This is a genomic window from Halobacteriovoraceae bacterium (assembly GCA_020635115.1).
GTDB lineage: Bacteria > Bdellovibrionota > Bacteriovoracia > Bacteriovoracales > Bacteriovoracaceae > JACKAK01.
Genome location: JACKAK010000008.1, coordinates 138,747 through 154,317, shown reverse-complemented (window position 1 = coordinate 154,317; position 15,571 = coordinate 138,747). Strand labels below are relative to the sequence as shown.

At 30.9% G+C, this 15,571-nt stretch carries 10 protein-coding genes; 6 read left to right on the top strand and 4 right to left on the bottom strand.

What is annotated here, in order from left to right; translation table 11 throughout:
* On the top strand, positions 1 to 1,290 hold the full coding sequence (locus tag H6622_13855) for a cyclic nucleotide-binding domain-containing protein (protein MCB9062603.1): 1,290 nt from the start codon (positions 1 to 3) through the stop codon (positions 1,288 to 1,290).
* Positions 1,291 to 1,377: 87 nt separating this feature from the next.
* Positions 1,378 to 1,965 (top strand): hypothetical protein, encoded by a 588-nt coding sequence (locus H6622_13850; GenBank protein ID MCB9062602.1) that lies wholly within the window; start codon positions 1,378 to 1,380, stop codon positions 1,963 to 1,965.
* 81 nt (positions 1,966 to 2,046) lie between these two features.
* Here the strand turns inward: H6622_13850 and H6622_13845 are convergent, their stop codons facing one another.
* Both H6622_13845 and H6622_13840 read right to left on the bottom strand, forming a co-directional pair.
* Positions 2,047 to 4,563, bottom strand: coding sequence for a hypothetical protein (locus H6622_13845; protein ID MCB9062601.1), 2,517 nt, complete (start codon positions 4,561 to 4,563; stop codon positions 2,047 to 2,049).
* A 281-nt stretch (positions 4,564 to 4,844) separates the two neighbouring features.
* Entirely contained in the window at positions 4,845 to 5,690 is an 846-nt protein-coding gene (locus H6622_13840; GenBank protein MCB9062600.1) for a TIGR02147 family protein, read from the bottom strand.
* Between the two features lie 202 nt (positions 5,691 to 5,892).
* Between H6622_13840 and H6622_13835 the strand changes: the two genes are divergently transcribed.
* Positions 5,893 to 7,017, top strand: coding sequence for a hypothetical protein (locus tag H6622_13835; GenBank protein ID MCB9062599.1), 1,125 nt, complete (start codon positions 5,893 to 5,895; stop codon positions 7,015 to 7,017).
* A 276-nt stretch (positions 7,018 to 7,293) separates the two neighbouring features.
* Positions 7,294 to 8,037: a hypothetical protein gene (locus H6622_13830; protein ID MCB9062598.1), complete on the top strand. Its 744-nt coding sequence runs from the start codon at positions 7,294 to 7,296 to the stop codon at positions 8,035 to 8,037.
* Between the two features lie 147 nt (positions 8,038 to 8,184).
* On the opposite strand, the gene H6622_13825 is transcribed toward H6622_13830, so the two are convergent.
* Both H6622_13825 and H6622_13820 read right to left on the bottom strand, forming a co-directional pair.
* Positions 8,185 to 9,000, bottom strand: a complete 816-nt coding sequence (locus H6622_13825) for a hypothetical protein (protein MCB9062597.1) — start codon at positions 8,998 to 9,000, stop codon at positions 8,185 to 8,187.
* 265 nt (positions 9,001 to 9,265) lie between these two features.
* A complete protein-coding gene (locus H6622_13820; GenBank protein MCB9062596.1) occupies positions 9,266 to 11,254 on the bottom strand; it encodes an Ig-like domain-containing protein in 1,989 nt (662 codons plus the stop codon).
* A 1,028-nt stretch (positions 11,255 to 12,282) separates the two neighbouring features.
* Here H6622_13820 and H6622_13815 point away from each other — a divergent pair.
* Together H6622_13815 and H6622_13810 are read left to right on the top strand one after the other, a co-directional pair.
* Positions 12,283 to 12,642, top strand: a complete 360-nt coding sequence (locus H6622_13815) for a TIGR02266 family protein (protein MCB9062595.1) — start codon at positions 12,283 to 12,285, stop codon at positions 12,640 to 12,642.
* Between the two features lie 8 nt (positions 12,643 to 12,650).
* Positions 12,651 to 15,524, top strand: a complete 2,874-nt coding sequence (locus tag H6622_13810; protein ID MCB9062594.1) for a PilZ domain-containing protein — start codon at positions 12,651 to 12,653, stop codon at positions 15,522 to 15,524.
* Positions 15,525 to 15,571 lie beyond the last annotated feature (47 nt).

The window sequence follows — 15,571 nt, the reverse complement described above, 5'->3', positions numbered from 1 at the left end:
ATGGTCAGTATAAGTATAAAGAATAAAAAAGATCTTATTTGGAGACTTGGTGTTGCGATTTGTATCACTTACGTAGCAATTGAGGCCCCTTTAAGTTATGCATACAAATTGAATATTTCATCGGTTCAGATTGTAATTGATGTATTCATTTCAATCGTTTTTGGATTTGATTTTGTACGTTTCTTATTAAAAAATGATAAAAAAATATATAAATGGCCAAAATCAAAACGTTATGGACTTTATATTATAGAAGCACTTGCAGCTATCCCCTATGAGCTACTTGCGACTATCTTTCCGGTATTATCAATTTTTAAGATCTTAAGACTTCTCAGACTATTTAGAATAATAAGACTCATTAAAGAATTTTCAATCTTAAGTGGCCTTACAGTACTTCCAACGACAATTCGATTTTCAAGTGTATTAGTTTCTATCATTGTCGCGATTCACTGGATTGCATGTGGATGGCAAATTCTTACACCATTTCATGAAATTGATAATTTTACCAATTATAACAAATCTCTCTACTGGGCCATCACTACACTTACCACTATTGGTTATGGAGACATTACTCCTACAACCAATCTTTCAAGGCTTTATACAATGGTTATAATGATCTTGGGGGTTGGGGTCTACGGTTTAGTTATCGGTAATGTGGCCAAATTAATAGATAATGCTGATAAACATAAAGAAAAAACGAGAGAAAAAATAAATGACCTTACTCTTTTTATGAAGCATTATAATATTCCTATTGGCCTGCAAAAAGAAGTATTAAGTTACTACAACCATATATTTCAAAAAAGACTTAGTGACAATGACACTCAGATTATTTCAGAGTTGCCAACGGCACTTCAAAGTGAAATTCAAACATATATGAATATTAAACTTATTGCTGAAATTCCTCTTTTTAAAAACTGTGGGGCCGTATGCCTTAAAGATATTGCAAATGTATTAGAGCAATTTTCATTCTCTCCCGGCCAAACAATTATTTCTTGTGGTGAAATTGGTGAAGAAATGTATGTTTTGTCACATGGTACTGTTGACATTTTTACGCCTGAAAAAGATGGATCAAAAAAGCACCTTGTGGCCACTTTAAATGATGGACAGTTTTTTGGTGAAATGGCCCTCATGGAAAAAACCGTAAGGAATGCAGATGTAAAAGCACGTTCCTATTGTGATACTTATAGATTAAATAAGTCTGATTTTTTAGAAATCATTGAAAAATACCCCATCTTAAAGCTCAACATTAAAAATATCACCAGCAATAAATATTCTGAACCAAAAGCTTCTTAACAAATTGAAAGTTTATGTTAAAAACTTTTTGAAGACAATCTTAAAAAGATAATTGATTCTAAACTAATAATAATCAAGGAAGATTCTATGAAAAATGTAATATTTTTATTTTTAATTTCATTTCAAATACTAGCTCAATCTAAAGATGAGTTAATTCAGAAGGCCTTTTTTGTGGCCAATTTAATTGAAAGAAAATTCTATAACTTAAACCAGGATCAAAAACAAAGAATACTTAGTTCTTATAACCAAATTCTCACCTACATTGAAGATCAAGATATAAGACCCGGTCCTCCAGGATATAATCAAAAAGTAGAGTATGAAGGAATCTGTTGGATAGATGATGATCTTGATTTCACTCCTGGCCAGTTTAATGGAGGTATTGTGAGAGGTGATTTTTTGAAGCTTATCAAAGACTGTTATGAGCGATCTTATGCGATGTTTGGAAGTTATTCGTCATATACTCTTAGCGATGTAAAAGCAATACGATTGCCTCGCAGGGATAGATTAACAAGTGCTATTTGCCATATAGATGATGATCCAGATTTCACCTATGGGCAATATATTATTGGTAGACTTTACGCAGAGAATGTTACTGAAATAAAGGCACTTTGCTTATCTTTAGCTAAGGCAACTTACAAAAATAGAGGTTCAGCAGGAATTAGTGATTTTAATTAGAACTAATTAAGTTACAAATATCAAAATTAAATAAACTAACACTTTAATTTTAAAGTGTTAGTTTATTTGTAAGTAAAAATTTCAGTCTATAATAACCTTAATAGGATTCACTGGTGAGCAGTTGTCCGTTCTAAATTTATCTAATCCTGCAGTTGTAACACATGCCCCATAATAATAGGTTCCAGGAGTTGTTGGTTTGGGAAATGTATATCCCCAACCACCTGATTCGCCAGCTTCAAGAATGGAAACATTTCTTGATCCATATAGCTCATCATTTTCAGGTGAGAAATATTCATCATCGGTAGATCTATAATAATTGATGATAACATCCTCAGTTGTCGCAATGTCACCATCATTTACAACGTTGGCAGTTATTAAAAAATTTGCATCACTGACATTTGTTAAATTAACCTCACCACTTTTCCCGTTCACAGTTATACTTTTCAATATTGGATTTGGCATAGGGCGCATGTTTATTTTGATTGAATGTGAAGAACAGTTATATTCCTCTTGTCCAACTAATCCTACACATATGAAGTAATAATGAATCCCTACTTCTTCAGGTAGAAATCTTTTAAAACTAAAGCTTTTATTTGCCCCGGGGTCAAGACCCTCTTGGTTATAAGAATCTGAAATTAATTCATCATTAGTAAATGATAAATTATTATCCATAGAGTGATATATTTTCACGTTATAGGATGCGAAAATTGAAAATTGGTAGTTATGGTCAATCTCAGCTTTAATTTGAAACATCTGATTTCCACTATAGAACTCAGGAATCATTTCAGTTGATCCATCTGTAAAACTAAAACTTTTGATCGAAAGTTTCGCATCCGGAGAGTTTTCTACAATAATTTCTTTTGAAATTTCTTTTTCTAAATTCTTGTATTTAATATTTACAAATAATCCATATCTATTTTGTGTGGACCAATCAATTTCTGCAAAATTTCCGTTGGGAACTATTTTAAAATTAGAATTGTCTATATTATCGATACCATAAACACCCCATTCATATGAAATGTCTTCTTTAACAGCAGCGAGTTCTAAAGGTAATTGTGACACATTATACTGTTGTGAAGGAGTTGATACAATTTGAACTCCCTGAATGACGGGGTCCCAATTTTCAAAAACGATAGGGGTATTATCTTGCACCAGAACTTTCAGGGAAGATGATATGTTATCTTGAGAACTGCTTTCCGCAGTAAATGTTGCGATTTGTCCGTAAAAAGAGTAATCATTTTCAACGAGTTTGTCATTGAGCTCTATTGTAAAGATGGAACTTTGACCAGCAGGAATAGATCCTATATTTTTTTGAACAACTGTAGGGTTATCATTTATGTTTACTTGCTTGATATAAAAAAACGTGGAGGAACTATCAGCTGTACCAATGTTTTTGATATTTACATTGAAGCTTATAAATTCTTGAGGTGAAAATATCTTTTTTGTAGGGGCCATAGATTCTATAATTAAGTTAGCTTTCTTTTCAGGCAAAACACTGAGACTAACCATTGATGAGCAATATTTAGAATAATCTGGTGTTGCAATAGAGGGAGTTAAACACCCATATATATAATAGTTTCCAATATCTTTGAAATTTTGAATTGTATATGATCCCGAAAATGTTTGGTTTGAACCAATTGTAAAACTTTGTCCAGCTAAATATTTATCATTGTCAGGTGATTTTAAATTATCAGTTGATAGAAAAAATGTAATCGATGCTGTGTTAGAAGGAATATCACCCACATTCTTAATGCTAAAATTTGTAGTCAGGCCACCGTTTAGATTAATAGAAGTTGAATCAGATGAAAAACTTAAAAATTCAAAAGATGCAGGACTTGATCCAACATGACAATTGTCAAAGCTATAAGATCCAGACCAAGAAGAAAGGGCCCCACTTGAACAAGACCTTGTTTGAACTTCAGATACACATGATTTTCCATATTCGACCTTTGCTGAAGCATATCGTGTTCTTGACTCTGTTTGTCCATTTGATAATTCTCCGCAACCTACAACAACTTGGTCAGCTACGACGCATTCATCATAAATATAAGATCCGGACCAAGAAGAAAGGACCCCATTTGAACAAGATCTTCTTTGAACTTCAGAAACACACGACTGTCCAAATTCAACCTGAGGAGAAACATACCGCGTTCTTGACTCTTTGGAATTGTTAGAAATACTCCCACAATTTAGATCATTTAAGTCAAAGGACTTACACTGATCAGTATATGGTTTATAATTATTTTCTCCATCAAAACAAACATATATGGATCCAGTTGAAAATTGGTTAATTGATATATTTGTTTCTTTAGAAGTGCTTGATCCAGGGTTCATCTCTTCTAGTTTAAAGGAGTAAACTAAAATTTTCTGATCAGATTCAGAATGATAAATGTTAATTGATATTGGTTTAGATATAGCAGATCCTGTATTATTAATAGACAAACGATAAATGTTTCCAGAGGAATAGATCTTATACAGTACAAGATTCTCCCCAGAAATAATATCCTTAAGCAGAGATTTGTTTTGAACTTGATTTTCAATACAGCCAGTAAAAAAAACAATTCCGATATATAAAAACAACAGTGAATATATCTTCATAAATTCTCCAAGTATTTAAAATAACTTATAATAAATTTATTTCTAATAGACCTTTGCAAACTATTTTAGACCCAATATCTGAGACGACGCTAACTTAAATCCTAGAAAACACTATCTGCTTGTTTTTATAAGTATAAACATAAAATTATATGTTGCGATTATTGTGGGCACCTACAGTCTTTAATTTTTTTTATGCCTCAAAAAATGATCAGAGACAACTTACTTGAAAGAGTAAGTACCTTATTTTTAGAAAGTCTATAAGCAACTCTAATTTCCCTCTATCAAGCTCTTGTTTTGTCATGTACTAATGTTAGAGGAAAAAGCTGAAGGTTGAACTGATAAATTGAATCTGCATTTTTCTCTTGTTGGCAGACATTCATAACTTTTTGTTGAAAATCAACAATCATTTCTTTGATTTGTTCGACATTTTTGATTGTGAAAGGAAAAGTGACACATGAAATATTTCTTAAAGATCTATCAAATCTTTCAATGCTACTCTTCGCTTGTTCAATCATTTCTTGGTGATAGTTAATGGCAATTGTTGAATAAACTTCTTGCCCCATATCTATTTTCCTCTCCTGCCCAGTGACGAGTTGTCCATTGATGTCTCTTTTAAGGAGTCCTAAGTTTTGCAAATCGATAATTGCTTGCATTATTTCTTGCAAAGATACTTTTGGTGATAATTGTGAAGCAATCCAACGTGGGTCTTCATTGAATGAGGGTAATAAAGAGAGCTCTCGAATTGCAACGTAGTACCAATGTGAAAGATACTTAAACTTTTCTTCTACATAAGGGTTAAATTGTTTAAATTGTTGAAATTCAGTAAGTTTCGATAAGTAAGCTTTTTTCACCTCATGTTTTTTGGCATCATTAAATCCAACCAAGTTAATGAGAAATCTTTTTTCAGTCTCATTGAGAGAAAAGACCCTAGAGAATCTTTCTACTCCATCCTTTGTGAGATTTCTCTTTCCTTTTACAATTCTCTGAAAGTGATCTGAAGTGATGTATCCAGCATCCCTGGCCAGTTGGCGGTATGAATATTTAACAAGATCGTTCTTCTTTGCCAAAAATAGCTCATTTAAGAAAATTCGATAATTTGAAAATTTGAAAATATTTGGCTTACTCATAAAATAATTTTAGCATAATGACGCCAAAAATAAAATAAATAAATATTATTCCCATCAACTAATTTCATAAAAATATAGTAATATTATATATTTATAATGAATAATACAAGAAATATGACGCCAAATATGATGGTTTAATTTAATGAAATTGTCGTCTTTGATATGTAATATATAGAGAGAACGTTAGGTAAGGAGCAAATTTATGCAACCAGCAATTTTACTAGAAATTATAGAAGAAGCAATTTGGGCACCTACAGGTGATAATATGCAAGCATGGAGATTTATTGTTAAAGATAATTCTCTTGTTGTTCAAATAGACAAAGAAAAAGCATATCATCCAATAGATCCACATTATCATGCAATGATGATTTCACTTGGGGGGCTACTAGAATATATTTCAATCTCTTCTAAAGTGCGTGGATATAATATGAGCTATGAGTTTGAAGATGATAATTGTATGAGTGTTGAACTTACTTTTAAAGAAACTACAGATAGACAACATAATCTATACTCCCAACTTAGAAAACGTGCGACAGATAGAAGGAAATATAAAACTAAAGATATTCCACTAGAAGTATTAAGTAAGATTATTGACACAAATAATTTTTATCATTCAAAAGTAAGCTTTTATAAACCTGAAAAGAAAAGCTCATTATGGAGTTATCTCAAAAAGAGTGATTTTCAATTTTGGAATATATCAGAATTAATTTATGCGACATTTCAATGGATAGATTTCACAAATAATATTCCCAAAAAAGGATTAAACTGGAGAAATCTTGGAATGAACAAATTAGATGTTCTTATGACTAGACTTATGTTTGCATCTAAAAAAATCTATGATTTTTTATTAAAGCTTGGCGTAGCAAAGGTACTAAGTAAAAAGACATCAGACGTTTATAAAAAAACTCCTGGATTTCTTCTTTTTTCTGTAAAAGAAAGTTCAAACAGTTCTCTCGTTGAAGTTGGTAGACAGGCCATTCATTGTTGGCTTACATTGGCCAAACATGGAATAGTAGCTCAACCTTTAACTCTATCTTCTCTTTGTATATTTGACGAGAGTGCAAACACAAAAACAAAAGTACATGAAGAGGCAAAAGATCTATTTAAAAATGGAAATGATTTATTTTCAAATCTTTTTAGACTTGAAGAAAATGATACAGCTACATGGTTATTAAGAATTGGTTTTCCATTATCGGAAATGGCCGAAAATATGAAATCTCAACGAGTAGACAGTTTAACTTTATTAGCGAATGAGCCAACAGATCAAGTTGCGCATGCCGAACTTGCGGTTTCAGAGGAAAACACTGAAAAACATTTCCAGGAATAGAAGGATATTATCAAACACAATATTTTTACGAAAACATGGCCTATACTTAAAAAGTTAGGCCATCCTCAACAGGATATAAATTTCAAGAATTCATAAAATATTCTATCTATTTGATTAAATTGGATTTTATGGTTTAAGAATGTCTATCAAATTGTCACTTTATTCACGTTATCTGTAAATCTTACTATCAAGAAGACAAAGAAATGAAATTGTTATATAAGAAATATTACTAAGAATTTAACTCTTCTTTAACTTTTATATAAAGTGGGTATGTATATGAACAAATTTACTTTTCTTTTATTCTTTATATTATCTTTAAATTTTTCTCTATTTAGCGATGACGTAGTTAAAGAATTTTATACTGCAGAAGAAGATATTGTTACAAAATCCAATGTTCATTTCGATGATTCCTCAGAAGCTATTAAAATTTCAAATTTTGATAGCATAAAAGATCAATGTCGGTCTTTGAATGAAATCAAAATACTAATTCATAGACTAGGAAAATATATTCAATCGATAAATGATTTGGAAATAGAAAATAATGAGTATTTTTCAAACAATTCAGTCTCGTTACTTGAAAAAAGAGAACTCTCATTAAGCTTAATTAAATATATTAAACTATATAAAAGAGAACATTTTATAAATCAATCCAAGAAATTTGATTCAATCGTATACACTTTCAAATATGAGAAAGACACTATTGATAGTGCTATTAAATTATATGATTATTTAATTAAAAGAGATTCTGATCTTTCTAAAATTGATAGTGGTGTCATAGAAGATTATGTAGCACTTTTTTCTGAGTATGTTGAACAGGTTGAAAACCAATTGATTCAATTTACTACTATACATAATGACCTTTCAAGTGAAGATTTTGAAAGTGAATCATTTCAATATAGAAAGGATATAATAGTAGGAAGATTTGAGAAATTAAAATCTCTAAGAAAGTATTACAATCTTGTAAAAATGCAATATGACTCTAATGAGTTAAGGCCAAAATGGTACGAGAATATTTTCTAGATTTTTTTATAGTACTGTTTTTTTGAGACGATAATCATATATCCGAATTTACCAAGAATATGAAAAAGGGGCCAATATAGCATTTTGGGGCCCCTTTTTGTTTTGAATATTGATAAGTATGCATTGGATTCAGTAGCTAAGAGTGACTCAGGCGGCAGTCTCATAATATAAATTGCGACTTAGAAGATCTTTTGAAATAGCTTGGTTTATTACTCTTAAAACAATTTTCCCTGTTCCTACTTCAATGTCCTTCTGTGTGTAATACTTAGACAAAACGAAAAACTGGTATAGATTACGTTCTTGTTCTTTTTTCTCATAAATTTCTTTGTATTTACTTAGAGCATTGTATAAATTGAGGTGTCCAAGTACACCTTTTGCACCGTTTACCTGCTTACAATATATTTTAGACGAATAGTCTTTGAGAATATCAAATAATAGAATATCCTCATAAAAGATTTCATGTTTTGGATTAAAAACGATGTATAAGTCCTCTACATTTACCTGCTTACAAAAGTTATATAGTTTGACTAGAGCAGGAAATAAAATTTCTCCTGTCTTTCCTCTCCATTTTTTGTGTATGGCCAACAAACTTATTTCAGCACAGTTATTTATGTATTTTTCTGGAATTTTTAGACCATTCTCTTCAACTGGGAGTTTTTCCCCGTTTCGAACGATAACTGTGAAGGTACCTATTACTTTATTCTGATATTTTATAACGTGTAGATGAGAGTTTTCTTTTAAAATGTGATCAGTCCAGTATAATCCAGTTCGAGAATAATCAGTGAAACCCAACTTGTAGTACTCTTCATATACTATATTAAGTGCTTGTGATACTTCATCAGTTGTTGTTGCAACCTTGATATCAAGCTTTTCTATATTTTCTTGGGCCTTCGTTAGCTCGATTTTATTTCTAACAATAGTAGATCTCATGCTTTTAGGTAAAATATATGACATAGTTCTCATACGTACTCCATTAAAATTAATGAAAATTGTTGATCTTATTTATCCATTATTGCATTTTAAAAAGTTATTGAGCGTGAGATATTTGGCGCTATATATACTAGTAAAATCATAATGATAGCAAGGTCTGCATATTTAAAAAATAGATTTTTGTAATCTTCTTTAAAACTGGATAAGAGACATTTATATATTATGAAATGAGAATATTCATTTAGAAAAAGTATAAATAGATTTCTAAAAATTTAAATATTGTGTTGAAAAGAAAGCTTTATGGAATGAAAGTTCCACTATTTAAAATTGTTCCGTAGCTAATTACTCCTCCACCCATATCCAAAGTAGCTCCTGATTCTATTGTGAGTTTGTCATCTACGAGTAAATCATTTCCTAAAATATTGACGACTCCAGATGAGATTAATATATCTGAATTATCTGTAGACATATTCAAATCAGTTAAAACACTTATTGTTCCAGAACTAGCAAAAGTTAAATTTCCTGTAACGGTTGATAAAGTAGAAGAATTCGAAAAAGATTGATTTGATCCATTTAGTATCAGATCGAAATTTCTACTTTGGTTCCCAGTTATTGAGACATCTCCTTGTACTTCTACCGTAGGTAAACTAAGATACGTCAGGTAAGTTTGATCAATAGTTAGATTCCCTTCAACTGTAATCATTCCACTTCCTAAATCTGCGACAATTTCTTGTTTGTAGCTTGAATTCATACTATTAACTATTGTAAGATCGTTCAAAGTAATGCCAGTTTCTGAAATATTTAACTTAGCATTTGGATCAACCATCCATCCTCCCATAAGCTGCAAATATAAGTGACCTCCATTATGATTAAATGTGGTACCAGAGCTTGTGTTTAATAAGTAAAAATCATAATTATCATATGGTATATATGGAGCTATATTCAAGGTTTCAGAAGGAGCAATAAAAGTACCCGATAATATATTTATACCTGAAAAACCACAGTTTGTCGTACCTGCACTTGGTGCCACTGAATATGATCCTTTATCTATTGAAATAGGAGGACCTACATTGATACTTGAGGTATATAGACACTCATACTGACTATGATTATTTCCTTTGAAAGTAATCATCGCTTTTGAAGAACTTCCAGATTGATAAGAGTAATTCACTGGTCTCGATCCTAAATATAAATCCCCATAAAGATCGATATTGCCTTCAGTTAAAGTAGGAAGATTAAATGTAAAATCATTTTCAACCACTATTTTTGATGCAGTTGTGATAGAACTTTGAGGTTTATTAGAGTCAGCTCCTCCTGCATTAAGTTCAAGATTATAAAAGGTCGTTTGATCTGCAAGATTATAAGTTATAGAGGGAGCTTGGGCCCAGGCATTTTTGTATTCAATTTTAAAATGACCGTTATTATGATCGAAGTAATTTGCATCATCAATTTTAATAAGGGTAGAAGCATTTGATCCTAAAATAGAAATTGAAATTTCCGTATTGATTCCGGCCGTAAAGTTTCCACCTTTTATTTCCATTCCAATCTTCGTGTAAATATAATCACTAATCAAAAATGTTCCTGTTAGACCAGATGCATTAAGAATGCCTCCTTCCTGTAAAAAACCCTCATCTTTTAAAGTAAAGTCATTGGAACCTTGTAAAGTGATAGTTCCTGTATAATCACTGGCCATTTTCAAACCAAGATATGTTTGTGCCTGAGAGCTAGTGTCAAGAGATACATTACACTCCAGTTCACACACTCCAGAAAAATAAACGACATCGGTTGTGATTGGAGCAAAACTTGCTCCGTCGCATGTATCATCAGTTATTGTCCCACACCAATTCTTAGGATTATTCCAATCTCCATCTTTTTCTCTACCCGTGTACTCTGTAGCGTAAAGAACATTAAATTTTATTAGAGCATTGGCCTGTGCACTTTGATTATCAGTTATGGTGTAATTTAGGGAAACTTGTCCGTGAAAACTTGCATCTGCGATATAAGTATAATTTCCATTACCATTATCAATTAGACTGCCTGAACGAGGTGAGTCAATCGACGTGACACTAAATGTTCCGTCAGAATCTGAGTCATTTGAAAGAATATTAAAGCTAACACTTTCTCCAGGGCGGAGGTCATAAGTATCATTAACAGCTACAGGGGTACTGTTAGCTGAGACATTGTCATTTGTTGATTTCAGATTGGAAATTTCACCAACACTGACACCAGACTTTCCACATGAAGTAGCTAAATATAAACAGAATAAAAAAAGTAACAATCTATTCATTGGGTTAGTATAGTCCAAGTAACTTACTATCATAAATTCTATATGTTAGAGAGCTAATCAAAAGTCTTTTTTCATATATATGCCTCAAATTTGTGTTATTGAGTCTAAATTGTAATGCTAAAAAAACACAGAAGTTATTAAGCCTTTGAAATAAAAGAATTATCTGATGTGACGATCCCCTTTGGAAGTATGACTTGTTAAATTTGTTACAAATAACGCGCTTGGTTTGCTTATGTTTTTCAAATTTCATTTGTCCCATACCTAGAGCCTCATTTTTAAGTATTTTTCCTTCATTTTGTAAATTCAACTAGTTAGATGCATTATATTTCATATAATATAAATTATATGAAAATAAATTGGCAAATTTTTGATTTTTTGGATTATAAGAGGTCTGACATATAGGTTTTTATCGGCACTTTTTCCAAATACAAAACTTTTTTGAACGACAGTTTTGCTGGATTAATATGGTCTTAAAGCTCTCACAATTTTTGGATAAAATCTTTGTGAATAATATGCTGAGTTATATTGTTGCGCATATATTAACTAGAAAAAAATTATTGGAGTCCCCACATTCGAAAAAATCCTAAAATTGAGACTGTTATAGTGAAGGGAAATCAAGTCTTAATGTTCTGATTAGATACTTATAACCCTGTCTCCAAAAAACTTATGATTCCTTTGCCTGTTGTTTATTTCGAGTCAGATACTCGAAGTGTTTGATGATTGAGAAAGATTTAAGATATTTGAAACAAAATTTCCCTGTAGAACTGGACTCTTGTGTTCGGCAATTACATTGTCTCTAAACAATAAGAGTCAGCTAACAGTATAGGTGGAAGATTCCAATTTAATGTTATCATAATTCAATTATGTGCCTGGCCCTCAACTGAACAGTATACTTCGAATGTGATAACGTAAAAATATTATAAATTTAAGTAATCACATCTTATAGATATTGGGATTAAAGATAATCTGTTTCAAGTCGATAAACTTATGCTTATAAACAAAATTTTGAAATTAGGATCGAGGGACAGATGAGTCAATTTGAGCGCAGAGATTCAAATAGTTATTTAAGGATTAAGTTAAGACTTCTAATAACTTTCAATAATGGAAATGTTGAAGATGATTATTTCATTGAAAATATCAGTAAAGGGGGAATGTTCATTGAAGCAGATAGTATTCCTTCTGTAGGATCCAAACTGACAATTAATTTCGCCCTTCCACATAATAATAAATCCTATAAAGTAAATTCTAAAGTTGCGTGGGTTAGGGAGGAAAAGCCAAATTATCCTCCAGGTTTTGGTGTTCAATTCCTTGATTTAACAGAACATGACGCTGAAGAAATTAGAGATTCATTAGAACAATATGCTGATATTTTCAATTTGGATACCTAGGAAACGAGATGGAAAATAAATATGTTTTCCTCGATGTTGATGACACCCTTCTTACTCCACCACATAGAAGTGTCAGTGTTATAAGTAAATTCCTTTTTATGAAGAACTTTCCCTCAGAAGAAGAGATGAGAAATCGTTCTCATATTGATTATTATAAGGCGTTTCCAGAAACTTTAAAGTCAAAAAACACGATGTGGTTAATGGCCCTATCCAGTCTACCCTTTGGATTACATCGATCACAAAAATTATTTCAAGAATTGAACACTCCAGAATTTTTTAATGTTCTTAAAGATGAAAGAGTGATTTTACTTAGTAAAAATCCACCTATCTTCTCAAGATGGAGAATAAAAAGACTAAAAGAACTCTTAGGTGTTGATTTTGAAAATCGTTATGTTGCATGTGGGCCAATGTTTTCAAAGTCCATATCCAAATGTGAAATAATAGACTCTTATGCTAAATTGTTCAATATTGATAAAAAAAACTGCCTTCTCATAGATGATAATGTAAATGAAATTGACTCTGCAAGAAAGAAAGGTTTTTCTACATTACTCCTTTCTACTCCTTGGAATAGAGAGTATTCAAAAGAAAGACAAATTAAAAGATCAGATATTTGCAATGAAATAAGTTGTTTTCTTGGGAAAATTAAGCATCCTGACAAAAAGTTTAATTATCTCTTTATTGCCCCAAGCTATGGGTATTTTGGACGTATTACAATATTTTTTAAAATAATCATTCATAAGCTTAAAATTTCTCCTACAAAAAAAGTAAATATCACTACCTGCGAATTTGGTAGTTCTACATTTCGTGGTCTTACAAGAAAAAGTAGAATGTACGAGTATTTGAAGAGACATGAAAAAAATATGAGCGATATAAAACTATTAATAAATAACCCTTTGGGATTTACAACTTCCGTCAATCTTTCATCCTATGACTACTTAAATAAAGAAATCAACTTTGAAAAAAAAGTTGGTTTCCTCAAGAGGCTAATATTAGATTATTACAGTCATTTCAACATAGATAGTGGAAGCCCATTTTTCGAAATTGAACATATTGGGAAGACTGAATTAGTTCGTTTTGTAAAAGAAAATGTAATTAGAGAACTGGGAGAAAATTATAATCATGAAAAAGTGATGTCATATGTAAGAGAAATGACTAGCTCTAGATCGGCATTTGGTAACTATTTAGTCCATCTATACTCGAAAATTTTGTGTAAATTTTTATTTAAAAATATACATGTTAATATACCTAATGATCTTCGTAGTATTGAAAAAGATTATTTTGTGATATTTACTCCTTCTCATAGAAGTATCTTTGACTCTACATTGCTCATGAAAATATATTGTGACTATTCGTGTGGAGTTCCTGTTGCTAGTGCAGCTCTAAAAATGAAACAAAATATAGTAGGAATAGTAGGGAAAATTGTTGGAGCATATTTCATAAGAAGAAAGAAAGTTGATGATACTTATACGGCGGTTTTGAACTCAGTTATAAAACACTCTTTAATAAATTCTAGAACTACAAATATTTATCTAGAAGGACAACGAAGCCGACAAGGGTACACATTGAGGCCAAAAGTTGGTGCCCTGAAAAGTTACTTGTTAAATGCACAGCAACTTAAAAATATTAAGATCTGTATTCAACCGATTTCACTTGTATATGATATACTTCCAGAGTCAGAATCTTTGTTAAAGGATATGCATCAGGAAAACCTTGAATCAATTGGTACTGATATACAAGAAAAAACTGATATGCTAATTAAAACCTATACAAAAAAAAATAAATTTTCAATTTTCTTATCTACTGTATGGAAACTGCTTCTTGGAAAAGAGAAATCCAGTGTGCATGTTAATTTCTCCGATCCCATTTACATCGATAAAGTAGATGATTATTTTGATATAAATAACGGATTTAGTGTCAACAAGGAACTGCTTCAAGATACCGTGAATGAAACAATGAGTAGAATAAACAATTCAGCGGCCCCTTTGATATCTTCTATAGCTTGTTTAGCACTATTAAGTTCAAAAGAAAAACATCTCTATATTAATGACATCAAGCATTTCATTAACTTTTCATCAGTACTTTTAAAGTTATATGGATGTGAAAATGATACAAGAATATTTAAAAATCATACTGGGAATATTACAGAACAATTAAATAGTGTTCCCTTCATAAATCGAAAATTTAAGTTAAACAATGTAAAGATTCCAGAAGTAATATCTCTCGTAGATGTTGACATCTTAAGAGCAAAACATTATCGGAATAATATTATTCATTACTATATACTGCCAGCATTTATAGCAAAAATAATTCAATTTAACAAAAAAGGTCAAATCTCTGATTTAGAGGGAATATTCAACAAAAACTTTGATGAAGTTGTAAAGACTTACTACATTCGAATATCTATGGAAAGACAAATATTTTTGGAGAAGATCTTGAAATATTTTCAGCTAACAGGAGACATATCGATTTCAAATAATAATTATTCATTTATTGAAAAAAGTGGTGATAACCCATTTTCGATTTTACTTGAATTGGCCGGAGTTCTTGAACTTCAATTAAAAAATAAAATTTTCTTTGGATACAAAAGAAAAAATGAAAGGTTTAAAGCTAATTGCAAAATACATATATCTTTTAAAAATACCAAAAAAAATGGGAGTTATTTTCTTGAAAACATATCTTTAAATGGAGGAAAGATATTAACGGAATTTAAATTTGGAATAGGTGAACAAATAAAGGTTATGCCCTATTTAGAGAATCAAAACGAGTATTTAAATGCAATTATAATCAGGTCTGAAGATGATGGATTTGTCTTTGAGTTTCTTGATGATTTAGAGGCAAATGATGTTAAAAGAAAGATAATGTATAAAATATTGTCCTTATAAGCTTGTCTTCAATATCTATACTCATAATTTTAAAACATAGTATTAAT